The sequence below is a fragment of the uncultured Veillonella sp. genome, assembly GCF_900545795.1.
Taxonomy (GTDB): domain Bacteria; phylum Bacillota; class Negativicutes; order Veillonellales; family Veillonellaceae; genus Veillonella_A.
On sequence record NZ_URAR01000020.1, the window covers coordinates 1 to 24,300 of the forward strand.

Consider the following 24,300-nt stretch of genomic DNA (forward strand, 5'->3'; position numbering starts at 1 on the left):
CGACAGTTCGATCCTGTCATCGTCCACCATACCCGATAAAAAACGAACTTCTTAGGAAGTTCGTTTTTTTGTTTTATTATACTTTTCTTATTGGCTAAGACCTTAAGATGTGATACCATACAAGAGAGTATTATACGTATAATAGGAGGAAAATTAATGTCTGCCTATATTCCATATTTAGTAATAGTTGCAGTGATTTTAGTATTCTTTATTGTTTGCTATTTTGTATTTAGAGAATCGCCTAAAAAAGAGGTTCATCATAAATCTGAAGCCAATGTCAATACGGTGGCGAATTCAGATTATTATAAGCGCCGTCGTGGGCCTTCACCATCTGCAGCGAATGTAACAAAAAAAGAACATACTGTGTCTCCGGCTGTAAGTTCGGCTGAAGCGAAAGTAAGCATTGGCAAGGCGGTTGCTGATAGAGATGTGACTAAAGCCAATATGACAACGCCAAGTACGGCTATGGTTACGCGTGAGGTAGAACACTTTGAGCCAACTCCTACAGTGTCTAAAGAAACGCCTACTACGGTGTCTTCTGCAGTGAGCAATACGCCATCGGTCACTAAAGCTGTAGAAACAGCGCAAAACCTAGCGGATGAAAAACAAAAGCAGATTGATATGACACAGCCTATGATTAAAGGTTGGGGTCATGAGCGCGATGTGGATCCAGTGGACAATGAAGTAACACGTCGCATTCAACGTGTAGAGGCGCCAAGCGAAGAGAAGGCCCTTGATGCTACACGGGTGATGCCGCGCATAGATGCTCTTACAACAGTAACACCTAAGCCAGTAGCTGCCGATGGTGCAGAAAAAGTAGGCTTAATCAATGATTCTGAAGGCGTGTCTGATTTAATTGATTTTGGTACAAAACATTTTATTGCTTCATTTGGTATTTTAAATGATGAAACTAAACAATTAGTTCGTCAGATTACAGCAGAAGCCCTCGATCGATTAGGCATCACTGCTCGTGATGAACTAAAGGCTTTATTGGAAAACATTGTGGTGCAAGAAGCGTTGTTTGGTATGCAAAAAGCTTATGTAACTTCGCCATTGCCTTGGATGAAAGAGACGGCCATTATGGCTTTCATGGATGTGGTGCAGGAACCTAAATCCAGTACGCCGTATTTGTTGGCATTTGATGCGCTTCGTATTTTGCCGCATTTGCATTTAGGTCATTTCCAAATTATGGCTCTTGCCTTGTTATTGCAATATTCTCGCAATTCTAATAACTATAATTTAGAGCATTTTAGACATTATGTAGAGAAATACATTGAGCCATTCTTATCAGATTTACCACGAGAAGAGTTTATGTATCGTCAACTTGATTACTTGCGTTGTTGTGCTGAAGAGCCAGAACGTACAACTTTAGGTGGGATTTTCTCCAATTCTTATCCGCTTGTATTTAATTATGAAGGTTTTAGTCGTGAAGAGTTAGAACGAGCTTTGCAAGGGACGGCTTTAGAAGGTCGCTTTGTGGTGAAGAGTCTTATGAGCAATCGCTTAAAATTAGCTGTTGCTGATGAAGGCTTATTGCCTCGTTACTTCCGCACAGCAGGTATTACTGATCATGATGCGCAGACGCGCTTGCATCAATTAGTTCTCACTCGTCCTATTGGCTTTAAGAAAAATGAGTTCTTGCAAGTTATGGAAACGATTTCGCCTTTATTGCCTAAATTGGCCGATGTATATGATTCCATGCCGATTAGCTCAATGAGCCTAACTTTGCTTGGTTTATATTTAGGCAAGGCTCATGTGAAAATTACTATTGGTGAAGACTTTGATTTAACACCTTGGTATTAATAAAAGAATAATAAAAACAAAGAATAATAAAACCGCTCCCGTAGCATACATTTGGGAAGCCTATACGGTTCGATTCATATATTGAGTCGCAATGCATAGGTCCCTTGTGTAGGAATGCTGGGGAGCGGTTTTTTCACATTATTAGAAGGCGTATTCTTGGATGGCTTCTATGTCGAGTATTTCTACTTTTTTACCATCCATGCTAATGATTTGCTCGTCTTGTAGACGGCCCAACTCTCTACTTAAAGAGGTCCGTGATACATTGAGTACATCGGCCATTTCCTGGCGGCTATGAGGTACTTTGATAGGATTTTGCTTTTGTCGTTGATACAAATCATTGAAGTACGCAAAGATTCGTTCGCGCATGCCTTTTAAGGATAAATAGTGAACTTTGCGTGTTAAGGCTAGGGCTTTTTCAGACATATCATGTAGCAGATTTGTTAAAATCTGAATTTGATAAGCACCACCGTGGTTGAAGGTAGACGAAAAGGCGGATAGCGGTACAAATAGAACTTTACTATCTTTAGTAGTTTCGATTGTTGCAGGCCAATTAGGCATGTCGGTAAATAGAATGGCTTCCCCGAACATAGCGGACGGCGTAACTTCGGTCATGATGGTTCGTTGGCCTAAGACGTTTTCTCTCGTTAAATGAGCGCGTCCTTCTAGTAAGATGCCAATCCCTTCCATAGGTTCGCCGGCGATGGCGATGAAACTATTTTTTTTACAAGTCGTTGTATATAAATCAGGCTCACTTAGAAAGTGGCGTAATTGCTCTTCGGATAAATTTTTAAATAAAGGGCAATGTAATAGCGTAGGCAAGTATTCGTTGATGACAGTTTCAGTTAAGGCCATTCGTTTGTAACCTCCTTCTTAATTATTATAAGTAGTTATATATGTAAGATTATTATAAATTGTAAGTAAATTTTTGAAATGTGTTGCCGAGGCTACATCTTTTTCTATTCAAGTATACTATAATTTACTTACAGTCACAAACGGAGTACTTAATTGAGAGGCTTATATTGAAAGCATTTAGCTTAAATGTATTCTAAATAGGTGACCTTTATTATGGAAGTAATTATTTTTTATAGTTTTCTTTTCTACTAAGGAGTAGGAGAGGCGTTTTCGGGTAGTCCCGGAGAAGGAGGATATTATGAGTATGTTTTGTTTCCAATGTGAACAGTCTGCAAATCCAGGTGGTTGTACAGTTCAAGGTGTATGTGGTAAAACTGCACCAGTTGCTAACAAACAAGACGAATTAACTTCTGCATTGATTGGCCTTGCTCGTGCTTGCGATGCTAAAGCAGCAACAGCAAAAGAATACCAATTATTGAAACAAGGTTTATTTATGTGCGTAACTAATGTTAACTTTGACGAAGAGCGCGTACAAGAATTCATCAATCGTGTAGAAGAAGCTCGCAAAGCTATTGATCCTTCTGCAGAAGATTTCGATTGGGAAGCTCTTTGGGTAGGTCAAGAAGACATTATCTCCTTACGTTCCACTTTACTTCTTGGTATGCGCGGTATGGCTGCTTATGCTTGGCATGCATCTGTACTTGGTTATGATGATGCTGAAGTAGATGCTTGGTTTGTAAAAGGTTTAGTAGAATTTGCTAAAGATCACAGTGCAGAAGAATGGTTAGCCCTTCTTATGGAATTTGGTCATGTTAACTTAAAATGTATGGCTCTTCTTGATTCTGCAAACACTGAAAGCTATGGTACTCCAGTGCCAACTAAGGTGCCTTTGACAGTAGAACCAGGTCCATTCATAGTTGTAACTGGTCATGACTTACACGATTTAAAAATGCTTTTAGAACAATCTGAAGGCAAAGGCGTTAATATTTATACTCATGGCGAAATGCTTCCTTGCCATGCATATCCAGAGCTTAAAAAATATGCTCACTTAAAAGGTAACTTCGGTACTGCTTGGCAGAACCAACAAAACGAATTTGACGGTGTTCCAGGCTCCTTCTTATTCACAACTAACTGCTTAATGCCACCTCGTAAAACTTACGAAGATAATATCTTCACTACAGATATGGTAGGCTTCCCAGGTCTTAAACATGTAGATGCTAAAGAAGATGGCACAAAAGACTTCACAGCTGTTATTGAAAAAGCTATTGAATTAGGCGGCTATAAAGAAGCACAACACTTCACTGGCATCAATGGTGGTCATGAAGTAACTACAGGCTTTGGTCATGGTACAGTGCTTGGCATTGCAGATAAAGTAATCGATGCTGTTAAAGCTGGCGCGATTAAACACTTCTTCTTAGTTGGCGGTTGCGATGGTGCTAAAGTAGGCCGTAACTACTACACTGAATTTGTAAAACAAACTCCAAAAGATACTGTAGTATTAACACTTGCTTGTGGTAAATACCGCTTCAATGACCTTGAAATTGGTGAAATCGGTGGCATCCCTCGTATGCTTGATATGGGTCAATGTAATGACGCATACTCTGCTATCCAAGTAGCGATTGCACTTGCTGGCGCTTTTGAATGTGATGTAAATGATTTACCATTAACATTAGTTCTTTCTTGGTACGAACAAAAAGCTGTATGTATCTTGTTAACATTATTAGCTTTAGGTATTCGCAACATTTACATTGGGCCAACATTGCCTAAATTCTTATCTAGCAATGTACTTAATATCTTGGTGGAAAAATTCCAATTACACCCAATTACAACACCAGAAGCTGATATGAAAGCTATCTTAGGTGGCAATAACTAATTACATATTTATGACAGTTGCTGATCATATATAAAATGACTCCCTGCGGTGCGCGTTGCTGCAGGGAGTTTTTTAGTTGGTGTAAAGGGCTTATTATCTATAAAAATCATAGTATATGTCTATCCAATAAAAACAAAGCATGATATAATAAAAATTAAGTTATATCGGTTAGTGTTTGGGCGTATTGGACCATTTGAATGGTCTCTGGAAATGATTGAATGTACCTTATAGGAGGACATTATGAGCAGTATTTTTGATATCATTGGTCCAGTTATGATAGGACCATCTAGTTCTCACACGGCGGGAGCTGCTCGCTTAGGAAAGATGGCACGCTATATTTTTAAGGGCGAGCCTAAAAAAGTTAGTCTTACCTTGTTTGGCTCTTTTGCTAAAACTTACAAAGGTCATGGTACAGACCGTGCTTTGTTAGGTGGATTATTAGGGTTTGATGCCGAAGATGAGCGCATTCGTGAGGCCTTTAAAGAAGCTGGTGAAGCAGGCTTAAAGTACGAATTTGTTGAATCTACTGAAGAAGGCGGGCACCCTAATGAAGTGCGTTTTGATTTATATGGTGACAATCGTCATCATATGGTGATTGTCGGTCGCTCTTTAGGTGGTGGGCGCATTATGATTACGTCCATTAACTCCTTAGAAGTAGAGATAACCGGCGATGATTATACTATTTTGACATTTCATCATGATCGACCTGGTGTGATTGCTGGTGTAACCGCTTTACTAGGTGAGTCAGGTGTAAATATATCGTCTATGCGCGTATTTAGAAAGCGCAAACATTGTGATGCGGTGATGTTGATCAATACAGATTCACCAGTCAGTGAAGAAGTAATTGCAACTATACAGCAAGGGAAAGATATTGAGTCAGTTATGTATTTTGAACCTTTAGAGAAAGCGGTGAATCCATGAGTTATTTATACGATTCTATTGCCGACTTGGCTCGTTTGAGTGAAACTCATAAATTGCCTTTATGGGAAATTGTATTGCGTGCGGAAATGGAAACGACCGGAGAAAGCCGTGAAGTGATTGAGGCGGAATCTCTACGCCGCATTGGCATATTTAAAGATTCTGTTAAAAATGGCATTGTTGATCGAACTCGTACAGTGAGCGGTATGTCTGGTGGGCAGGCGACACTTTTGATGGAGCATAAGCCTAAATTGTTGAGTGAATTAAGCTTTAAAGCTATGACCTATGCGATTGCGGTAAATGAAGCAAATGCTAAAATGTTCCGCATTGTAGCTTGTCCTACAGCAGGCTCTTGTGGCGTTATGCCAGGATGCTTGGTAGCGACTGGTGAAGTGTATGATATGGATGATGCAGCCTATTTGAGAGGCTTTTTAGTAGGTGCAGGCATTGGCAATGTCATAACAAATCAAGCTTGTGTAGCCGGGGCCGTTGGCGGCTGTCAAGCAGAAGTTGGCTCTGCTGCAGCTATGGCGGCTGGCGCTATTGTAGCCATGTTAGAAGGGACTACTGATGAAATAATTAACGCAGTAGCTCTTTGTTTAAAAAATGTACTAGGATTAGTATGCGATCCTGTGGCAGGCCTCGTTGAAGTGCCTTGCGTAAAGCGCAATGGGATTTACGCTGTACATGCTATGAGTGCTGCTGAAATGGCTATGGCAGGCTTAATCAGTCAAATTCCTGTAGATGAAGTCATCGAAGCGATGAACCGCATTGGTCGTGCCTTGCCAAGTGCTTTGCGCGAAACCAGTGAAGGCGGTTTGGCTGTGACAGAAACGGGCAAGCGCATTGCCAAGCAATTAGAAAATATGTAATACCTGTAGTTTATAAGATGAACTGAAGGCCCTCTTGCTTCCTATATAATTATTGGCAAGAGGGCTTTTTTTATTTATATCATCGTCTTGCATATGCTATAATAATGTATTGATATAAAATATATAACAAGATGCAGCAAAGTGCTAATAATTTCTAAGTGAGGTGATAGTATGAAGTGGTTTGGAGGCCCAACTATGGTAGCATTGCCAAGTGATTCTGTTTGGCAAGGGGCGAGGCGTATTTTACAAGCTCTCCAAGATTGGGGCTTTGAAGCCTATGTAGTGGGCGGTGCCGTGCGCGATTTATTACTTCATAAAACACCTCATGATTATGATATTGTTACGAATGCAAAGCCCGAAGAGACTATGGAGGTCATGACAAAAGCTGGTTATGATACGACTGGTTTAGTAGGGAAGTCTTTTGGTGTGGTTGTAGGGATTGTTCCAGAAGGGACGTATGAGATTGCTACGTATCGCAGTGAACGCTATGGGGCTGATAGTCATAGACCAGAGGCAGTATTTTATGCACAAAGCTTAGAGGAAGATGTGTGGCGCCGTGATTTTACTATCAATGGTATGGCCATGACTATGGATGGTGAAGTTGTTGACTATGTAAAAGGCCAGGCCGATGTGAAGCGCAAAGTATTGCGCACTATTGGCGATGCTAAAGAGCGCTTCTCAGAAGATGCACTACGCTTATTTAGGGCGTGCCGTTTTGTTGGTAAGTTGGGATTTTTACCGCATGAAAGCTTGCTTGATGGCATGGCGCCTAGCTTTGGACGGGTCAATGGTTTATCCTTAGAGCGCGTGCGCAAAGAGGTAGATAATTTACTGTTAACTCCTTTTGTCGCTAAAGGGCTGGATGTACTAGTTAAATCGCATTTAAATGAATGCCGTTGTTCCGTAGTAGAGAACGGTGTGCGCAAGGAAGTAGATATTCTGCCGGAATTAAGCCATTTAGTCGATTTGCCACAACAAAAAGAGTTTCATGCTTATGATGGATGGATTCATACCTTAGCTGTAGTGGATGCAACGCGACCAGATTTGACCATTCGTTGGGCCGCTCTTTTACATGATGTGGCTAAGGGATTGCCTCATATTAGGGGATTTCATAATAATCGCATAACGGATCGCGGTCATGATAAGGCTGGAGCTGACATAGCTGTAGATATACTGACGCGTTGGCAATATCCTAAGCAATTTGTAGAGCGCGTTAGTTGGCTCGTAGAGAATCACATGCGATTCCACTATTTTGCTAATAATGAGGATGCGGACCCTTGGAAATGGATGCGCAAGGAAGCGCGCGGTGGTAAGTTTAGACAGCGGGAGCAATTAAAAGAGGCTGTGTTACAAATGGCCGAGGTCTGTGCAGCTGATGTAATAGGTTGTGGTAAAACTCATAGTTCTACAGATGGGACATATGCCTTTGGCGACTGTCTGGCCCATATAAGTGAGGAAATGCCTATTCACACTCGTGATTTGCAATATGATAAAGAATTAATAGAAAAGACGCAGCCTTATACGGGGGATGTGTTACAGACTTTATTACAGCGTGTTCAGAATGGCCAGCTAAAAAATGAACCAGCTGCTTTATTGGAGGCAGGCTTACATCGCTTAGCTCGCATCCAGGAGCGCTTAGAAAAGCACCCTGAAAACAATCGTGAAAAAAGTCGTGAAAATAACCATGAGAAAAGTAATGAAAATAATCATGGAAACAGTAATGAAAGCAACTATGAAGATAGTCATACTATAGAGGAAACAAGGAGTCAATAGGACTGATGATGAAGAAACGTGTGAAATCGGCACAAGCAGAGTCCACAAGATTAAAAAAGAATATTGGAAATTTGGGGATTGTATTAATACTTTCCGTGTTGGTATTGATGCTTCGCTTAGTATGGCTTCAAGTAGTGGACCAAGATCGCTTGGCATCTTGGAACTCTGAACAAGTAGAATCAGACCGCAAATTGCAGTCGCCACGTGGCACAATTTATGATCGCAATGGCAATCCATTAGCCATGAGTATTGTGACGCGTTCTCTGTATGCAGATCCGAAGATGATTAAAAAGTCACCAGAGGAAATTGCCACTCTTATTGAACCGTACACAGTGATTAAAAAGGATGAAATTATTAAGCGCCTCAATGAGGATACAGCCTTTGTTTGGCTAGATCGCATGATGGATCCAGATAAATCGAAAGCTGTATCAGATATTATGAAAGAGCATGAATTAGAAGGACTTAATTTTGTGGAAGAAAGTCGTCGTTTCTATCCTAATGGGCCTTTATTATCACAAGTGTTAGGCTTTGTAGGGACTGATGATAAAGGGTTAGATGGCTTAGAGATGCAACTTGATGACACTATTAAGGGCAGTATTAAACAAGAGTCTGTTGATACTGACCAGCACGGCAATGCTATCTTTGGCTCTGTGTTGTCGCAATTCATGCCTGATAAAGAAAAAAGTGTAACCTTAACTATTGATACGACTGTTCAATTTATAGCAGAGCGTGCATTAGATAAGGCTATGCAAGAAACGAAGGCCACTGGCGCTAGTATTATTATTATGGATCCTAAAACGGGTGAAATCTTAGCTATGGCTAACCGTCCTACGTATGATCCTAATCATTATGATAAGGGCAATGAAGCGTCTTTTAAAAATAGAGCCGTAGTGGATATTTATGAACCAGGTTCCACATTTAAGCCTATTATTGCGTCTGCCGCTCTTGCTTCAGGCAAGTGGACTACAGATACAGTGTTTAATGACCAAGGCTCTATTGTAATTGACAGTCATCGCATGCAGAACTGGAATGGTGAAGGTTATGGCAATGTAAAGCTTTTAGAGATTTTAAAATATTCCATCAATACAGGGATGGCTAAAATAGGTTTGACTACAGGGAAGTCAATTTTGCTTGATTATATTAAAGCTTTTGGCTTTGGTCAGCCGACAGGCATTGAATTACCTGGTGAAGGTAATGGCATTTTATTCCAAGAAGAAGATATGTCCCAGCTTGACGTGGCTACTATGTCCATTGGTCAAGGTATTGCTGTTACGCCTCTTCAAATGGTGCGTGCGTTTGGCGCTATAGCAAATGATGGTAAGATGATGACACCGCATATTATTAAATCTATCAACAATCCTGATGGTAGTGCTGTGTCCGTAACCGAGCCTAAGGAATCGGGAGAACCTATTCCACAAAATATTGCGAAGACAATTTTTGATATCTTAGAAAAAGAAGTCTCCGAAGGGGGCGGTAATAAAGCATCCGTTGATGGCTATCATTTTGCTGGTAAAACAGGGACGGCGCAAAAACTTAATGTAGAGGCTGGTGGCTATTTAGATGGCCGCTATATTGCCTCCTTTATTGGCATGGGCCCCGTAGAGGATCCACGCTTTGTGGCATTAATTGTTATTGATGATCCTAATGGTGTTTTCTATGGTGGTCAAATTGCAGCACCAGTATTCAAGGATATGATGAGTCAATTAGTTCGCTACTATCAAATTTCACCATCGGTGACAAAGGAACATGATCTTAAAGCAGGTGTTGATCAAAGACCAGTGAAACCATCGGTAACAAAAACAGATAATGATATGATTATTATGCCAAGCTTTACTGGTTGGACTACTGGTGAAGTGCGCGATTGGCTCCATGAGGCTAATTTGCAGTTTATCCCTGATGGGACGGGCTATGCTGTATCACAAGATGAGCCTGCTGGTACTGAGGTGAAGGAAGGCTCAAGTGTAACAGTTCGCTTTGTACGTTAAAGTAGCGTACTCTAGGAGAGATGTATTTATAATTTGGGAGGTATATATGTTAGAGCTAAGAGGTAAAGTTGTAGCTGATGCTCATAAGGCTAAGTTAAATGAAAAGTTAGAGGCTTTAAAAGCCCAAGGGATTGTGCTTACATTAGGCATCTTACTCGTAGGGGATGACAAAGCAGCGCAAATGTATGCGCACTTTATGGAAAAAACAGCTAAGGCTGCCGGCTTTGGTGTGGAACTTGCACATTTGCCAGCTACCGCTAGCTTTGATGAAGTGGCGGCTGTCGTTACTGACTGGAATAAGGCGGACCATGTATATGGTGTACTTCCTTTAATGCCTATGCCTGCCCATATTGACAAAGAGGCTATTTTGGACTTGTTGGTGCCTGAAAAAGATATTGATGGCTTAACTTCTAATAATATTGGCCTTGTAGTGAGCGGCAAAGGTGGGTTTTGGCCTTGCACACCGCGGGCTTGCATGGCGATTTTAGACCATTATGAGATTCCACTTCATGGTAAAGATGTTGTGGTGGTAGGTCGTAGCCAAGTGATTGGTAAGCCTATAGCGCTCATGTTATTGGAACGCCAAGCGACTGTTACGATTTGCCATTCTAAGACGGTGGATCTAGGTGAAAAGCTTCGCCGTGCTGATATTGTTATTGCCGCAGCTGGACGAGCTCATATGATTGATGGTTCTATGCTTAAGCCAGAGGCCGTAGTGATTGATGTGGGCATTAATGATTTAGATGGAAAAACTGTAGGCGATGTCAACTATGAATCAGCCGCGGCTGTGGCTAGTGCTATAACACCTGTACCAGGTGGAGTAGGGTCAGTTACTACCACTATGTTATTAGAAAATATTTATGAGGCCTATCATGCACGAAATGTCGATTGCTGAAGGAATTGTTGATATTGCTTTAGATACATTAAAGCAAAATAATGGCTCTGTTATTCACGCCATTCAATTGCGCTTAGGTGTGATGTCCGGTGTAGAGCCCGCAGCATTGGAGTTTTGCTTTGAATCGGTTACAAAAGGCACGGCTGCGGAAGGCGCTAAGCTGGAGCTAGAAGTAATTCCTTTGACGGGAACTTGTTTGGATTGTATGAACCATTTTACTGTGCAGAATTATGTATTTAAATGCCCTAATTGTGGTAGTGTAGCTATCAACACAGAAACAGGTCGCGAGTTGCAAGTGGCGTCTATTGATATGGATTGAGATATACTTTTATACAGTGCACAGCCCACATGGCTTTTAGGTAGCATACAGATGATAAAATCCATGTTTTAGCATACAGCTGATAAATTCAGATTTTGACTTACGTGTTATAGAAGAAGTAAGTGGAAGAGTAGAGGTAGGAATATGGAAGTAAAAGTAATGACAGATGTGTTAGCTAAAAATGATGCTCTAGCTCTTAATTTACAGCGCATTTTTAAAGAAAAGCAGATTTTTGTTTTTAATTTGCTTGGATCTCCAGGAGCTGGCAAGACTTCTTTATTAGAGGCCACCTTGGCAGATTTAGCTAAAGAGTATAAAATCGCAGTGATTGAAGGTGATTTATATACAGATAAAGATGCCGCTCGTATTCACCGCCTAGGGATTCCAGTTCTTCAGATTAATACGGTAGGTGGTTGTCATCTTGATGCGGCTATGATTGAGCAGGCTCTAGCTGAACTTGATTTAGATGAATTAGATATGATTGTAATTGAAAATGTGGGGAATTTAGTATGTCCTGCAGAGTTTGCCATTGGAGAGGCCATGAAAGTTACAGTCCTATCAGTCACTGAAGGGGAAGATAAGCCTTTAAAATATCCTCTCATTTTTAAAGAATCAAAAGCAGTATTATTAAATAAGATAGATTTACTGCCGTATATTCCTTTTGATAAAGATAAGGCTGTAGAAGATATACGGAATTTAAATCCCTCTGTAGCGCTGTTTGAGGTAAGTTGTACCAAGTCAGAAGGCTTGACAGGTTGGACCGACTGGTTGCGTCAACAGATCGCTATGACGAAGAAAGGAATTATATGAGCACACAAAAGAAAGCTCTAGTGATAGCCGCTATGTCTGCTGTAATGGGGCTTAATATGGCGATGGCAGAAACTGAACAGCCTAGCAAAGTAAACAATGCTAGCGCGGTGAGTCAAGAAGTTGTAACGATGGGCTCCGACGAAACACTAGGCACTGCTAGAACACTAGACAATGATGAAACCTCAGAAGAAGTGAGTAACGTAGGCTCAAAAGCTATGGACAGCGCTGGGCCGACGCCTACAGAAGGAATTATGGATTGGCGTGCTGAACAGGCCGCTGTGAAACGGATGGAAACACTATTTGAAGAAGCCCTAGAGGTGAAACAAGCTGAAGCAGATCAACAGCAGTTGGATTTAAATGCTGTAGGCCGTAGTTATACGGCTAATTCCTTGGAAGGATTAAAAACTACTGATTTTGTAGTGGGGCCATTTCAGCTAGGGAAACCGATTAATGAGACTGCTATTAGCGACGATATGATGACATTTTATAAGTCCTTAGGTGGAGGCACTTCTGGTTTGGTGCAAGGCATGTTTACTACCTATAGTGGTGAACATGGTTCGTATGCTGTGTATAGTGGTCCACAGCAGGGGACAGAGCGTCAACTTCGCAGCGAAGGCTTAGATTATGACTTGCCTGTAGGTGCGGTGACGAATATCCACATCGTTGATGGTGAGTTTAAAACAGAACGTGATATTTCTATTGGCAAGAGCCGTGGTGCTGTGTTATTTGCTTATGGTTCGCCACAGGCTATTTGGCGTGATACAACCAAAAAAGCTATGGTGTTTGTATATGCTGTAGAGAACGAAAAAAAAGAAAATTACAAGAAGGATTTTGCCACTACGATGGCGAATTTAGGTAACAAGACCGTTTTAAGTGAACGACTTGTAGAAAGTGATACAAGTGCTGGCTATATTATATTTACATTAATAGACAACAAGGTGAAAGCTATTGATGTAATGCATGGCCAAGTGCGAGCTAAATTGCCATTACCTAGTACGGAGCTTAATCATTTTAAAGCAAATGAATTGAGCCCCCGTGATTTTGTACTTATGGGCTATGAAGTGAATAAGCCCTTTGTGACAAATCAAGATGACTCTTGGCAACAAAGAGGCCTTATTTATGGTGAAGAGTTCTTGAGTTATGATGATATTTTGATTGGCTATGATAAAGATCAATTGATTGCCCGTGCTATGATTACAAAAAGCACTGCTGTAACGCGACGGGGGATTTCCATAGGAGATAGTAAATATTTATTACTATATTTATATGGGGTGCCTACAAAGATTGAAAGCGATGTAGCAAAAAATGGCGATGCTTTACAGGTTTATACATATGCAAATCCAGCATCATCACACAGTTATTTAATCTTCGTCATCGGGGAGAAAGATAATTTCATAAAAAGTGTGATGCTATCTGATAGACCTCATAAGGATTTGGAATTGTAAGTAGAGCATAATAGTTGATAGATAATTTTTCATAGTAAAATTTGAATAATTGCGGTATACTAGTACCCATGTCCTTGTAAGAAGGATATTACCGGCATGATTAACCGGATAAGATAATACAATATAGGTGTACAGAGTGTTGCAGTAGAGGAGGTCAACCAATGATAACAGCAGAAGAGATTAAGTCCCGTTGGGACGAACTGGCGAATGAAGAGGAGCGTATCTTATTTGTCGTAGGCGGTCCTGGGTCAGGCAAGAGTAAGTTGATTCGCGAACTAGCTGAACAAGATGGTTGGAAGTATATCGAAGCCAAAGACTTAATTGAAGAAGAGTTTTTAGAAATTGCTAGGGACTTGAGACCTCAGATGGCAAAAGATGTTATGTGCAAAGCTTTGAAAGCTTGTGGCTCAGATGTGATTTTACTAGATAGTGTAAATGTTCTCTTTGCTCCTATTTTAAATTTACAGCCTATTGAATTGTTGAAGACAATCAGCCGTATGTATCCCCTCATCGTAGGTTGGAGAGGTACATATGATGGCAAGGATTTACATTTAGAGCACAATAATAATCCTAAATATTTCTCTTTCACTGTAGAAAACCCTAAACGTATTATTTCAGTAGACTAGTCTTAGTGCTAGGTATTGATTCAATGAGAGGCGAATTTGAAGCTTGTCTTCAGATTCGCCTTGTTTTTTGTGAAGTTTTTTATGGAGTTTCCTGTAAAGGTAAATTAAATGATGTAGAATTGCTATACACCATACACAAAGGGCCAGTCGATGATGAGTTGTAAATAGATGTCGATGATGAATTGTGAATGAATAATAAACAATAAAAAGATACGAAGATAAAAATATGCAAAGATATTAAAGATATTAAAGACATTAAAGACATTAAAGATACAAAGACATTAAAAGATAATTAATAGATAATAGATCTATTTATGTAGATGGCGAATTCTACGAATCGTGGGATATAGTAGAAAGATAAATTTTACATAAATAACTCTAGACAAAGGAATAAGTTGTTGTTATAATGAATTGTCAGGTAAAAGCCTGGCTTTTTTAAGTTGCCTAAAACTTGACAGGTGTAGCCTGCTGTGTTAGGCTATATTAGCATATTGTGTTTTTAGGCAAGTAGATTATGAAGTGAGGTGTATCCGGATGCGTAATGCTGTAACTATGGCATGTACTGATTGCAAACAGCGTAATTATCAGACAAATAAGAACAAGAAAAACAATCCTGATCGTATTGAAATGATGAAATACTGCAAATTCTGCGGTAAACATACGCTACATCGCGAAACAAAATAATTGTTTCTTCTAGAGTACCCTATGATTAAGGATGTGAAATGATGGCAGGATCCAATTCTACAGTGCAGCAACGCAAGGGCGGCATTGGTCGTTTATCGCGTGAAATGAAAGCTGAACTCAAAAAAGTAGTCTGGCCGACAAAAAAAGAGCTCATCAATTACACCATTGTCGTGTTTGTTACCGTAGTATTCATGGCGGCACTAATTGGTGCTGTGGATGCTATCTTTGGCAAACTCATTGAATTGTTGATGCACGTTGTCGGATAGGAGGCCTTTCCGTGGAAGCAGATAAGAAATGGTATGTTATTCATACTTACTCAGGCTACGAAAACAAAGTAAAAACTAATCTGGAGCTAAAAGTTCAATCCATGGGACTTGAGGATACCATTGGTCGTATTCTCGTGCCTGTTGAGGACGAAGTGGATGAAAAAGATGGCGTAAAGAAAGTAGTAAAACGCAAAATATTTCCAGGCTATGTATTAGTTGAAATGGAAGTAAATGATCGTTCCTGGTACGTAGTGCGTAACACACCGGGCGTTACAGGCTTCGTTGGGTCTGCAACTAAACCGGTGCCGTTATCTGATTCCGAGGTTGAATATATCCTCAAATCACAGGGCGTTGATCAAGAACCGAAAGCTACTATTGATGTAGAAGTCGGTGAAACAGTGCGCATTACTTCTGGTGCCTTTGAAGATAGATTAGGTAAAATTACTGAAATTAATCACGAAAAAGAAACATTGAAACTTGAAGTTGAAATGTTTGGTCGTGAAACATCGGTAGAGGTAGATTTCTCTCAAGTTGAGAAAGATCTTTAATATATATTATTTATAACTCTAAACTTTTTAGGCGGCTTGGTGGTCGCCAGTGGGAGGAAAAATTTATTTCCGTTACCACCACATTTTGAGCGCAAGGAGGTGTAATCACCATGGCTAAAAAGGTTACAAAAATTGTAAAACTTCAGTGTGAAGCAGGAAAGGCAAGTCCAGCGCCACCTATCGGTCCAGCTCTTGGTCAGGCAGGGGTTAATATTATGGCATTCGTTAAAGAATTTAACGAACGTACAGCACAACAAGCTGGCTTAACTATTCCAGTTGTTATTACTGTATTTGAAGATAGAAGCTTCACTTTCGTTACTAAGACTCCACCAGCAGCTGTTCTTTTATTAAAAGCAGCTGGCATCCCTAAAGGATCCGGAGTTCCTAACCGTGACAAAGTAGCAAAAGTTAGTCGCGATAAAGTTCGTGAAATCGCAGAACTTAAAATGCCTGACTTGAATGCAAATACTGTAGAACAAGGCATGCGTATGGTAGAAGGTACTGCACGCAGCATGGGTATTGTTATCGTTGATTAATTAGCGTACGACATGTGCTAAGCGTAGCACATATCGGTGGGAGGGTATTCCCGTTATACCACATAAGGAGGATTTTAAGATGGCAAAAGTAGGTAAGAAATACGCTGAAGCAGCAAAACTTATCGAAGCTGGCAAATTCTACGAACCAGTAGAAGCTATTGAGCTTGTTAAGAAAACTGCAACTGCTAAATTCGACGAAACTGTTGAAATCTCTTTCAACTTGAACGTCGATCCTAAATACGCTGATCAACAAGTTCGTGGTGCCGTTGTATTACCACATGGTACAGGTAAAACTCAACGCGTACTCGTATTTGCGAAAGGCGATAAAATTAAAGAAGCTGAGGATGCTGGCGCAGATTATGTTGGCTCCGAAGAATTAGTAGCAAAAATTCAAGGTGGCTGGAGCGACTTCGACGTAGCTGTAGCTACTCCTGATATGATGGGCCAAGTTGGTCGTTTAGGTAAAATTTTAGGTCCTAAAGGCTTAATGCCAAACCCTAAAGTTGGTACTGTAACGATGGACGTTGCTCGTGCTGTTAATGAAATTAAAGCTGGTAAGATTGAATACCGTACTGATAAAGCAGGTATCATTGCTTGTGCAATCGGTAAAGCATCTTTCGATGAAGCGAAATTACTTGACAATTACCGCGTAATCGTAGATACTATTCTCAAGGCCAAACCAGCAGCTGCAAAAGGTCAGTACATTAAAACTGTTACTTTGAGCGCTACTATGGGCCCTGGTGTTCCTCTTAACGTTTTCAAATTGACTAACGTTACTAAGGAACAATAATAAGATATGTTCTCTTAGCTGTAGACCGCAGGTATGTATAATGGATGCAAATCCGCCCGCAGAGGCTGAACCGAATTCTATTACGAAACGGTACGACCTCATCGCGGTTTGTGATGGGGTCGTTTTTACGCTAAGATAGTACATAGAGCATCACCAAAATCTATAAGGAGGTATTTTAATGGCTGTCACTACACAGAAACAGGCAATCGTTGCACAAATGAAAGAAAAACTTTCAGAAGCAAAGGGGGCCGTACTCGTTGGTTACCATGGCTTAACTGTTGAGCAAGTAACTGATCTTCGCCGCAAATTCTTGGCTGAAGACGTAGAGTACAAAGTAATCAAAAATACATTGACTCGCATTGCGGTTAATGAATTAGGTCTTGAAGGTTTCGGTGAACATCTTGAAGGTCCTACGGCACTTGCTGTGTCTAAGACTGATGCTGTTGCACCAGCTCGTATTATCGAGAACTTCATCAAAGATACTAAAACTGAAGCAATCGACGTTAAAGTTGGTCTTGTAGAAGGTAAAGTTGTAACTGCAGAAGAAGTTAAAGCTGTTGCTAAATTGCCTAACCACGAAGGTATGCTATCCATGCTTCTTTCCGTGCTTCAGGCTCCAATCCGCAACGTGGCTTATGCAGTAAAAGCTGTTGCCGAAGCAAAAGACGAAACTGTAGCTTAATTAGCTTAGTTAGTAGCAAATTATTATTACTACAAAATAGAATTAGTGGAGGAATTATATCATGGCACTTAACATTGAAAACATTGTTGCTGAATTAGAACAAGCAACTATCCTTGAATTAAATGATCTTGTAAAAGCTATCGAAGAAAAATTTAACGTAACTGCAGCTGCTCCTGTAGCTGTTGCTGCTGCTGGCGGTGCTGCTGGCGCAGGCGAAGAAAAATCTGACTTCGACGTAATCCTTAAAGATGCTGGCGCTGGTAAAATCAACGTAATTAAAGTTGTTCGTGAAGCAACTGGTCTTGGCTTGAAAGAAGCTAAAGCTGTTGTTGACGGCGCTCCTGCACCTGTTAAAGAAGGTATGCCAAAAGCTGACGCTGAAGCTCTTAAAGCTAAACTTGAAGAAGCTGGCGCAACTGTTGAACTTAAATAATTTAGGCCTAACGGCATAAATTTATAAGACTCAGGTCAAAAATAAACCGCTCTCTATGGAGGGCGGTTTTTTACTATGTAAATAATTAAAAATAAGAGAAAAAGAACTGTTAGAAAAATCTATTAAAAATATTTCTAAAATATCTTAAGGTTATAATGCAGGATATTTTTATCCTATATATGATTATTCGGAACATGATTTGAAGATGTTTACCTTGACAATATGGTGTAAAAAATATAAACTGTATGTAAAGATTAAATATAGAGAGTAACAAAAGTTATGACTACTAAATAATAGTAAGTGTTAACTTTTAATGAGAGACTAAGTATATACTTGGTCTCTTTTTTTTATTTTTTTGAAAAATATGATTTGGTTATCATATTTGAAGTTGAATTTTGAGACGGGAATTAGAGAATGAGAGATTAAATTATCATTCAATTTCAAGTGATATAGACTTAATTACGGAAGTGTCCGGAAACTACTGTAATTTAATTTAACTTAATAGAGTTCTTTTTTGAGACGGAAGGAGCATTTTGATCATGAGCGTTGAAATGTATGCTTTATTTTCGTATGCATTTACGGCAGTAATTGCATTAGTAATGATAGGCACTGTTGTACTTCTTAATAAGATTATGGGTGGCGAAAGTAATGAAGGAGGCATGGAATAAAAATGGATGCGAATATTTTATTTCAATTATTTCCAGGAATTGCATCTCTACTAGTGCAAGATCCAACGATAGCCTTTGCGCGTGTTGCACTTATTATATTTGGCTTTATTCTTGCATATCTTGGATTTAAACGTGTATTAGAACCATTAATCATGGTGCCTATGGGCATTGGGATGATTTGTATTAACTGTGGGGTACTTTTTTTAGATGGTGGAAAAATTGGTACTTTATTCTTGGATCCATTAATTTCAGATCCTAATCAATTAGTTGACATAATGCAAATCAACTTTTTACAACCGATTTACAATTTGACCTTTAGTAATAGTTTAGTTGCCTGCGTTGTATTCATTGGCGTAGGTGCTATGTGTGAGATTGGATTTATCCTTGCGAATCCTTGGAAATCAATCATTATAGCTATTTTTGCTGAGTGTGGTACATTTGCTGCATTAGTTGTAGGTTATCATTTAGGTTTAACACCTCAAGAAGCTGCAGCAGTAGCTTCTATCGGCGGTGCGGATGGTCCTATGGTATTGTTTACATCCTTAATGCTTGCTCCTCACTTATTCGTACCTATTTCTGTTATTGCGTACTTGTATTTATCTTTAACTTATGCAGGTTATCCTTGGTTAATTAAATTATTAGTTCCAAAAGCTTTACGTGGTAAAGATATTATGTACTACTCTCCTGAAGTAGCAAAATCTAAGAAATTTATCTTTATCATCGTTTGTTGCGGATTACTATGTATTCTCTTACCGATGGGTGCACCACTAATCATGTCCTTCTTCTTAGGTATGGCAATTAAAGAAGCTGAGATTATTCCTTATCAAGATTTAATCGAAAATACATTGCTTTACATGGGCACAATGACATTAGGTTTATTGTTAGGGACACTTTGTGAAGCGTCTACATTATTAAATCCTAAAGTTGCTCCATTGATTATTTTAGGTGTATTAGCGTTAACTGTATCCGGTGCAGTAGGTTTATTAGGCGGCTATATTGTGTACTGGTTTAAGAAAGGTGACTTTAACCCAGTTGTAGGTATTGCTGGTGTATCCTGTGTACCAACAACTGCAAAAATTGCACAGCACATAGCAGAAGATGAAGATCCATTTGCAGTTATTATGCCTGTAGCTATGGGTGCTAATATTGCAGGTGTTATCGTTTCGGCGATAGCTTGTGGCGTATTTATTGCTACTATTGGGCTTGTTAAATAATTTTTAAAATTTAGGTGATTTAAATGCTCGTAAAAATAAAACAATATGATGTTTTGCAATCTACTAATGAGACAGCTGTAGAATTTGCCAAGGAGGGGTATCCCGAAGGAACAGTCATATTAGCTGACCAACAACGCCAAGGGAAAGGACGAATGAGTAGATGCTGGAGTTCTCCCTTAGGGGGGCTTTGGTTTTCGATTATTTTGAGACCGACAATGGACCCAGAATATGTAGCTCAAATTACTTTACTCACGGGTGTAGTTGTAGCAAAGGTTTTACGAGATTTATATGAAACTGAAGAAATAAAAATAAAGTGGCCTAATGACATATTGTTTAAGGATAAAAAAGTTTGTGGGATTTTAGCAGAATCGGCTTTAACAGAAGTTGGAACTGTTAATTATGCTGTAGTAGGCGTGGGAATTAATGTAGGGATACATGAAGATGATATCCCTACTGAGATTCGTAAAACGGCTGCTTCCTTAAATGTAGAATGTAAAAAAGATTTTACAGCTAATGACGTTTTGAAGTCGATACTAGCAGAGTTTGAGCTTATGTACAATAATTGGCAAGCTCAGGGTTCTACAGTATTTATGGATTTATGGAAGAAAATGAATTGCACTTTGAATAAACAAGTGCTGGTAAAAGATGATGATCAAGTTATTTTCTCTGGCGTGGTAACTGATATTAACCACTATGGAGCGATAGTAGTTCAAAATGAGAATGGCATTAGTCAAGAATTTAATTTTGGCGAAATAAGTATCCGTTGATAGAGAAGGAGTGATTGAGTGATGGCGGAACAAGAAAAAGATAACTTATTTGAATCCAGTATGAAAACGCCTGGTACAGCAGCTATGTTTTTAGCTTTAACACAAACTTTGCATGATGAAAATAAAGCTAAAGGAATTGTAGCAAAATTTGGCCTTAAAGCTGTAGTTACAGAAGTAGGTGGAAAAGCTACTTTAGAAGATTTTAGTGAAAAAGTTAATAAAGCAGTAATTGGTGCATGTTTAAATTCAGGCATAATTACTAAAACTATTAATGAAATACATGCCGTAGTTCATGCGACTGAAGAAGCTAAAAAAGGCGTCATGATTAATGTTAGTACAAGTGCTAGCTTAGCACTGAAGTTGGCAGTAGTGCGGGATGACCATTGGATTGCTGTAGCATTATTTGGGAAATCTGCCTTGCATTACGTTACTAATCATGAACGTGCAGGCTTAGGCATAATGCATATATAGCCAATAGATTTGTAATTAATAATCTATTATTAATTACGGCGTATTGACTGATTATATGAACTTTTTTTCTTAGAAAGGAGAGTTGGCAATGGAGTTTAACAAAGAAGCTCGAGAGTGGGACACTTTGAGAAAAGATTCTCATGAGAGAGTAAAATCAGCAGCTCATTTAGTCAAAGAAGGTAAGATTGTTAATCCGGAAGATGTAGTAGAATTATTGGAATCGGTTATTAGACCTTATGACAAGGTTAATATTGAAGGTAACAATCAAAAGCAAGCAGACTTTTTAGCAAAGTGTTTGTGTCAAGTAAATCCAGAAAAGGTTTATGATTTACATATGGTTCAATCAGTTTTAGCACTTCCTGAGCATTTGGATGTGTTTGAAAAAGGCATTGCTCGCAAATTAGATATGTCTTTTTCTGGTCCACAAGCTGGTAGAATTTCTCAGTTTTTACAAGAAGGTAAATTAGAACTAGGTGCGATTCATACATACTTAGAATTGTATGGTCGATATTTCTTAGATTTAACCCCTCGTGTAGCTTTAGTTGCTGCTACTAAGGCAGATAGGAATGGTAACTTATTTACAGGTTTTAGTACAGAAGATACACCAGCTATTGTAGAAGCTACTAAGTTTAGACAAGGCATTGTAATAGCTCAAGTTAATGAAATTGTTGATGAGCTACCTCGTGTGGATATTCCTGGCGATTGGGTAGATTACATTGTTCAGTCACCAAAACCATTCTATATTGAACCATTGTTTACAAGAGATCCAGCTTTAATTACTGATGCTCAAGTACTAAGAGGTATGATGGCGCTCAAAGGTATTTATGGCGAATATCAAGTTGAATCTTTAAATCATGGTATCGGTTTTGATACAGCAGCTATTGAATTATTACTACCTACTTATGGTGAAGAATTGGGATTAAAAGGTAAGATTTGTAAAAACTTTATCTTGAACCCACATCCTACTATGATCCCTGCGATTGAATCCGGTTGGGTTGAAACTATACATTGCTTTGGTGGGGAATTAGGCATGGAAGATTATGTTGCGGCTCGCAGTGATATCTTTTTCGTTGGTCCTGATGGAAGTATGAGATCTAATCGTGCATTCTCTCAAACAGCTGGTCACTATGCAATTGATATGTTTATTGGTGGTACTTTGCAAATTGATCCATATGGCAATAGCTCTACAGCTACAGCTAACCGTGTGGCTGGATTTGGTGGTGCGCCTAATATGGGTTGTGACCCTAAAGGTAGACGTCACTCATCAGGTGCATGGTTGAAATGTGGCGATGAATACTCATTAAATAAAGAGTTGTGGGGACCAGTAAAACGTGGTAAACGCCTAGTTGTTCAACTTGCAGAAACATATCGTAAGAAATTAGAACCTGGTTTTGTTGAGGAGTTAGAAGCATTTAAACTTGCAGAAAATGCTAATTTACCTATTGAACCAGTAATGATTTATGGCGATGACTTAACACATATCGTTACCGAAGAAGGTATTGCATATCTTCCTAAGTGTCAAAATATGGAAGAACGCACCGCAGCAATTCGTGGTATCGCTGGCTTTACAGAAGTTGGTATGAAAGCTGATCCAAAAGAAACTAAGCGCTTACGCGATTTGGGGATAATTAAGACTCCTGAAGATTTGGGCATTGATATGAGCCGTGCAAATCGCTCCATGTTAGCAGCGAAGAATGTTCATGATTTAGTTAAGTGGTCCGGAGGCCTTTACAATCCGCCTGCAAAATTTAGAAATTGGTAAAAGGAGGCTCTGATTATGGGATTACAACATCTTGAATTTGAATTAAAGTCAGAAAATACACAGGCTCTAGCACCTGAATGGTTTCATGTTGGTGTAACAGGGTCTGGTGACTTAGAAGTAATATTTGAGCGCAATGACTTTGGTGGCAATGTAAAAGCAAAGGTTTGCACACCTGTTCATGGCTTTGATGCAATATGGGAAAAAATGTTACAAAAATTTGTTGATGATACTGGCGTAGGTAATATCCTTATTGATATCAATGATGATAATGCAACACCTATCGTTGTATATATGCGATTACGTCAGGCTTTAGCAGAAGCAAATCGAAAGGAGGTTAAATAAATGAAAGATTGGAAATCATTGGAAAAGAGCAGCTTTTTTGAAGCGAGCGCTCGTGATAGAGCAATTGGCATTTGTGATGAAGGTACCTTTACAGAATTGCTCGGGCCTCAAGATAGATTTGTAAGTCCACATCTACCAGTTCTTGGTGCAGCTATTGAGTTTGATGATGGAACTGTTACTGGTGTCGGTTTAGTTGGCAAACATCCAGTATTTGTAGTGTCTATGGAAGGTAAGTTTATTGGTGGATCTATTGGTGAAGTTAATGGCGCCAAAATGGTTAATACACTTAAATTAGCCTTAAAGACTGCTAATGAAATTAAAGAAAAGTATCCTAATGAATATGAACAAAGACGTCCATTAGTTGCTATTTCTTTTGAAACTGGTGGTGTTAGACTTCATGAAGCTAATGCAGGGTTGTTAGCCCATGCAGAAGTAATGGATGCAATCCAAGATTGCCGTAGAATTTTACCTGTTGTAGGTATTGTAGGTTCTAAAGTTGGCTGTTTTGGTGGCATGGGATTCGTTGCTGCAGCAACTGATGTAATCATCATGAATGAAGAAGGTCGTATTGGCTTGACTGGCCCAGAAGTAATTGAACAAGAAATGGGTAAAGACGAGTTTGATGCATCTAATAAAGCCCTTGTATATAGAACAACAGGTGCAAAACATAAATATATTATTGGTGATTGCAACTATTTACTTGAAGACGTAATTGGTGAGTTTAATAAAACTTTAAAAGAAGTTGCAGACTTATCAATGGATGAAATTGAAAAAATGCGACGCATTGGTTCTTTAGAACTTGTTCAAGAACAACAAGAGTTAGTTAAACTTGTTGCTGAAACTCAACCAAGTGACTCTACAGATATGTGGAAACTTTGGGGGAATGAAGATCCAATGAATTTGCCAGAGCTTTCAACTTCTGAGTTCTTAAAAGTTGTTCGTCGTAGAGAAAGACCATAAGGAGGA

The 24,300-nt window shown here is 39.4% G+C and carries 26 protein-coding genes; 25 read left to right on the plus strand and 1 reads right to left on the minus strand.

Annotated features, from left to right (window positions below; translation table 11 throughout):
• The first annotated feature begins 156 nt into the window (after positions 1-156).
• Positions 157-1,803 (plus strand): LPO_1073/Vpar_1526 family protein, encoded by a 1,647-nt coding sequence (locus QZR90_RS08275; protein ID WP_295790757.1) that lies wholly within the window; start codon positions 157-159, stop codon positions 1,801-1,803.
• Positions 1,804-1,944: 141 nt separating this feature from the next.
• Here the strand turns inward: QZR90_RS08275 and QZR90_RS08280 are convergent, their stop codons facing one another.
• Positions 1,945-2,655 carry a Crp/Fnr family transcriptional regulator gene (locus QZR90_RS08280; protein WP_295790760.1) on the minus strand — a complete coding sequence of 237 codons (711 nt, stop codon included), beginning with the start codon at positions 2,653-2,655 and terminating at the stop codon, positions 1,945-1,947.
• Between the two features lie 298 nt (positions 2,656-2,953).
• On the opposite strand from QZR90_RS08280, the gene hcp reads away from it, so the two are divergent.
• The 24 genes from hcp (at position 2,954) to QZR90_RS08400 (ending at position 24,294) form a co-directional block, all read left to right on the plus strand.
• Positions 2,954-4,528, plus strand: a complete 1,575-nt coding sequence (gene hcp, locus QZR90_RS08285) for a hydroxylamine reductase (protein WP_295790763.1) — start codon at positions 2,954-2,956, stop codon at positions 4,526-4,528.
• 240 nt (positions 4,529-4,768) lie between these two features.
• Positions 4,769-5,449, plus strand: coding sequence for an L-serine ammonia-lyase, iron-sulfur-dependent subunit beta (gene sdaAB, locus QZR90_RS08290; protein ID WP_295790765.1), 681 nt, complete (start codon positions 4,769-4,771; stop codon positions 5,447-5,449).
• Positions 5,446-6,318, plus strand: coding sequence for an L-serine ammonia-lyase, iron-sulfur-dependent, subunit alpha (gene sdaAA, locus QZR90_RS08295; protein WP_295790768.1), 873 nt, complete (start codon positions 5,446-5,448; stop codon positions 6,316-6,318). The genes sdaAB and sdaAA overlap by 4 nt, the downstream gene beginning before the upstream one ends.
• A gap of 171 nt (positions 6,319-6,489) precedes the next feature.
• A complete protein-coding gene (locus tag QZR90_RS08300; RefSeq protein WP_295790772.1) occupies positions 6,490-8,091 on the plus strand; it encodes an HD domain-containing protein in 1,602 nt (533 codons plus the stop codon).
• Between the two features lie 5 nt (positions 8,092-8,096).
• The gene (locus tag QZR90_RS08305; RefSeq protein ID WP_295790775.1) at positions 8,097-10,076 is read left to right on the plus strand and encodes a penicillin-binding protein; all 1,980 of its coding nucleotides are present in this window, start codon (positions 8,097-8,099) and stop codon (positions 10,074-10,076) included.
• Positions 10,077-10,122: 46 nt separating this feature from the next.
• A complete protein-coding gene (locus QZR90_RS08310; RefSeq protein ID WP_295790777.1) occupies positions 10,123-10,971 on the plus strand; it encodes a bifunctional 5,10-methylenetetrahydrofolate dehydrogenase/5,10-methenyltetrahydrofolate cyclohydrolase in 849 nt (282 codons plus the stop codon).
• Entirely contained in the window at positions 10,949-11,290 is a 342-nt protein-coding gene (hypA, locus tag QZR90_RS08315) for a hydrogenase maturation nickel metallochaperone HypA (RefSeq protein ID WP_295790780.1), read from the plus strand. The genes QZR90_RS08310 and hypA overlap by 23 nt, the downstream gene beginning before the upstream one ends.
• A gap of 144 nt (positions 11,291-11,434) precedes the next feature.
• Positions 11,435-12,100, plus strand: coding sequence for a hydrogenase nickel incorporation protein HypB (gene hypB, locus QZR90_RS08320; protein WP_295790785.1), 666 nt, complete (start codon positions 11,435-11,437; stop codon positions 12,098-12,100).
• Positions 12,097-13,545, plus strand: coding sequence for a hypothetical protein (locus QZR90_RS08325; RefSeq protein ID WP_295790788.1), 1,449 nt, complete (start codon positions 12,097-12,099; stop codon positions 13,543-13,545). The genes hypB and QZR90_RS08325 overlap by 4 nt, the downstream gene beginning before the upstream one ends.
• 161 nt (positions 13,546-13,706) lie before the next feature.
• On the plus strand, positions 13,707-14,171 hold the full coding sequence (gene brxF, locus QZR90_RS08330) for a BREX-3 system P-loop-containing protein BrxF (protein ID WP_295790790.1): 465 nt from the start codon (positions 13,707-13,709) through the stop codon (positions 14,169-14,171).
• Positions 14,172-14,705: 534 nt separating this feature from the next.
• Positions 14,706-14,855: a 50S ribosomal protein L33 gene (gene rpmG / locus QZR90_RS08335; protein WP_115310793.1), complete on the plus strand. Its 150-nt coding sequence runs from the start codon at positions 14,706-14,708 to the stop codon at positions 14,853-14,855.
• 41 nt (positions 14,856-14,896) lie between these two features.
• On the plus strand, positions 14,897-15,121 hold the full coding sequence (secE, locus tag QZR90_RS08340) for a preprotein translocase subunit SecE (RefSeq protein ID WP_295790793.1): 225 nt from the start codon (positions 14,897-14,899) through the stop codon (positions 15,119-15,121).
• A gap of 11 nt (positions 15,122-15,132) precedes the next feature.
• Positions 15,133-15,669, plus strand: a complete 537-nt coding sequence (gene nusG / locus QZR90_RS08345) for a transcription termination/antitermination protein NusG (protein WP_295790796.1) — start codon at positions 15,133-15,135, stop codon at positions 15,667-15,669.
• A gap of 110 nt (positions 15,670-15,779) precedes the next feature.
• Positions 15,780-16,205: a 50S ribosomal protein L11 gene (gene rplK / locus QZR90_RS08350; protein ID WP_006555621.1), complete on the plus strand. Its 426-nt coding sequence runs from the start codon at positions 15,780-15,782 to the stop codon at positions 16,203-16,205.
• A 79-nt stretch (positions 16,206-16,284) separates the two neighbouring features.
• On the plus strand, positions 16,285-16,995 hold the full coding sequence (gene rplA, locus QZR90_RS08355; protein WP_295790799.1) for a 50S ribosomal protein L1: 711 nt from the start codon (positions 16,285-16,287) through the stop codon (positions 16,993-16,995).
• A gap of 178 nt (positions 16,996-17,173) precedes the next feature.
• Complete coding sequence (rplJ, locus tag QZR90_RS08360) at positions 17,174-17,677, plus strand: 50S ribosomal protein L10 (RefSeq protein ID WP_295790801.1); 504 nt, start codon at positions 17,174-17,176, stop codon at positions 17,675-17,677.
• A gap of 61 nt (positions 17,678-17,738) precedes the next feature.
• On the plus strand, positions 17,739-18,110 hold the full coding sequence (rplL, locus tag QZR90_RS08365) for a 50S ribosomal protein L7/L12 (protein ID WP_115310798.1): 372 nt from the start codon (positions 17,739-17,741) through the stop codon (positions 18,108-18,110).
• Positions 18,111-18,649: 539 nt separating this feature from the next.
• Positions 18,650-18,778: a hypothetical protein gene (locus QZR90_RS08370; protein ID WP_295790806.1), complete on the plus strand. Its 129-nt coding sequence runs from the start codon at positions 18,650-18,652 to the stop codon at positions 18,776-18,778.
• A 2-nt stretch (positions 18,779-18,780) separates the two neighbouring features.
• Positions 18,781-19,992, plus strand: a complete 1,212-nt coding sequence (gene madB / locus QZR90_RS08375; RefSeq protein WP_295790809.1) for a Na+-transporting malonate decarboxylase, carboxybiotin decarboxylase subunit — start codon at positions 18,781-18,783, stop codon at positions 19,990-19,992.
• A gap of 23 nt (positions 19,993-20,015) precedes the next feature.
• Positions 20,016-20,759, plus strand: coding sequence for a biotin--[acetyl-CoA-carboxylase] ligase (locus tag QZR90_RS08380; RefSeq protein ID WP_295790812.1), 744 nt, complete (start codon positions 20,016-20,018; stop codon positions 20,757-20,759).
• 21 nt (positions 20,760-20,780) lie between these two features.
• Positions 20,781-21,230: a HutP family protein gene (locus QZR90_RS08385; RefSeq protein WP_295790814.1), complete on the plus strand. Its 450-nt coding sequence runs from the start codon at positions 20,781-20,783 to the stop codon at positions 21,228-21,230.
• Between the two features lie 88 nt (positions 21,231-21,318).
• Complete coding sequence (gene mdcA, locus QZR90_RS08390; RefSeq protein WP_295790816.1) at positions 21,319-22,992, plus strand: malonate decarboxylase subunit alpha; 1,674 nt, start codon at positions 21,319-21,321, stop codon at positions 22,990-22,992.
• 15 nt (positions 22,993-23,007) lie between these two features.
• The gene (gene mdcC / locus QZR90_RS08395) at positions 23,008-23,334 is read left to right on the plus strand and encodes a malonate decarboxylase acyl carrier protein (RefSeq protein ID WP_295790820.1); all 327 of its coding nucleotides are present in this window, start codon (positions 23,008-23,010) and stop codon (positions 23,332-23,334) included.
• Complete coding sequence (locus QZR90_RS08400) at positions 23,335-24,294, plus strand: biotin-independent malonate decarboxylase subunit beta (protein WP_295790823.1); 960 nt, start codon at positions 23,335-23,337, stop codon at positions 24,292-24,294.
• Positions 24,295-24,300 lie beyond the last annotated feature (6 nt).

Coding starts and splice junctions, on each gene's coding strand:
- QZR90_RS08300 (WP_295790772.1), top strand. CDS start 6,490: ATGAAGTGGTTTGGAGGCCCAACTATGGTAGCATTGCCAAGTGATTCT.
- QZR90_RS08400 (WP_295790823.1), top strand. CDS start 23,335: ATGAAAGATTGGAAATCATTGGAAAAGAGCAGCTTTTTTGAAGCGAGC.
- QZR90_RS08385 (WP_295790814.1), top strand. CDS start 20,781: ATGGCGGAACAAGAAAAAGATAACTTATTTGAATCCAGTATGAAAACG.
- QZR90_RS08325 (WP_295790788.1), top strand. CDS start 12,097: ATGAGCACACAAAAGAAAGCTCTAGTGATAGCCGCTATGTCTGCTGTA.
- QZR90_RS08275 (WP_295790757.1), top strand. CDS start 157: ATGTCTGCCTATATTCCATATTTAGTAATAGTTGCAGTGATTTTAGTA.
- hypA (WP_295790780.1), top strand. CDS start 10,949: ATGCACGAAATGTCGATTGCTGAAGGAATTGTTGATATTGCTTTAGAT.
- QZR90_RS08310 (WP_295790777.1), top strand. CDS start 10,123: ATGTTAGAGCTAAGAGGTAAAGTTGTAGCTGATGCTCATAAGGCTAAG.
- hypB (WP_295790785.1), top strand. CDS start 11,435: ATGGAAGTAAAAGTAATGACAGATGTGTTAGCTAAAAATGATGCTCTA.
- QZR90_RS08305 (WP_295790775.1), top strand. CDS start 8,097: ATGATGAAGAAACGTGTGAAATCGGCACAAGCAGAGTCCACAAGATTA.
- mdcC (WP_295790820.1), top strand. CDS start 23,008: ATGGGATTACAACATCTTGAATTTGAATTAAAGTCAGAAAATACACAG.
- rplL (WP_115310798.1), top strand. CDS start 17,739: ATGGCACTTAACATTGAAAACATTGTTGCTGAATTAGAACAAGCAACT.
- madB (WP_295790809.1), top strand. CDS start 18,781: ATGGATGCGAATATTTTATTTCAATTATTTCCAGGAATTGCATCTCTA.
- QZR90_RS08370 (WP_295790806.1), top strand. CDS start 18,650: ATGAGCGTTGAAATGTATGCTTTATTTTCGTATGCATTTACGGCAGTA.
- rplJ (WP_295790801.1), top strand. CDS start 17,174: ATGGCTGTCACTACACAGAAACAGGCAATCGTTGCACAAATGAAAGAA.
- mdcA (WP_295790816.1), top strand. CDS start 21,319: ATGGAGTTTAACAAAGAAGCTCGAGAGTGGGACACTTTGAGAAAAGAT.
- rpmG (WP_115310793.1), top strand. CDS start 14,706: ATGCGTAATGCTGTAACTATGGCATGTACTGATTGCAAACAGCGTAAT.
- secE (WP_295790793.1), top strand. CDS start 14,897: ATGGCAGGATCCAATTCTACAGTGCAGCAACGCAAGGGCGGCATTGGT.
- rplK (WP_006555621.1), top strand. CDS start 15,780: ATGGCTAAAAAGGTTACAAAAATTGTAAAACTTCAGTGTGAAGCAGGA.
- QZR90_RS08380 (WP_295790812.1), top strand. CDS start 20,016: ATGCTCGTAAAAATAAAACAATATGATGTTTTGCAATCTACTAATGAG.
- sdaAB (WP_295790765.1), top strand. CDS start 4,769: ATGAGCAGTATTTTTGATATCATTGGTCCAGTTATGATAGGACCATCT.
- sdaAA (WP_295790768.1), top strand. CDS start 5,446: ATGAGTTATTTATACGATTCTATTGCCGACTTGGCTCGTTTGAGTGAA.
- rplA (WP_295790799.1), top strand. CDS start 16,285: ATGGCAAAAGTAGGTAAGAAATACGCTGAAGCAGCAAAACTTATCGAA.
- QZR90_RS08280 (WP_295790760.1), bottom strand. CDS start 2,655: ATGGCCTTAACTGAAACTGTCATCAACGAATACTTGCCTACGCTATTA.
- hcp (WP_295790763.1), top strand. CDS start 2,954: ATGAGTATGTTTTGTTTCCAATGTGAACAGTCTGCAAATCCAGGTGGT.
- brxF (WP_295790790.1), top strand. CDS start 13,707: ATGATAACAGCAGAAGAGATTAAGTCCCGTTGGGACGAACTGGCGAAT.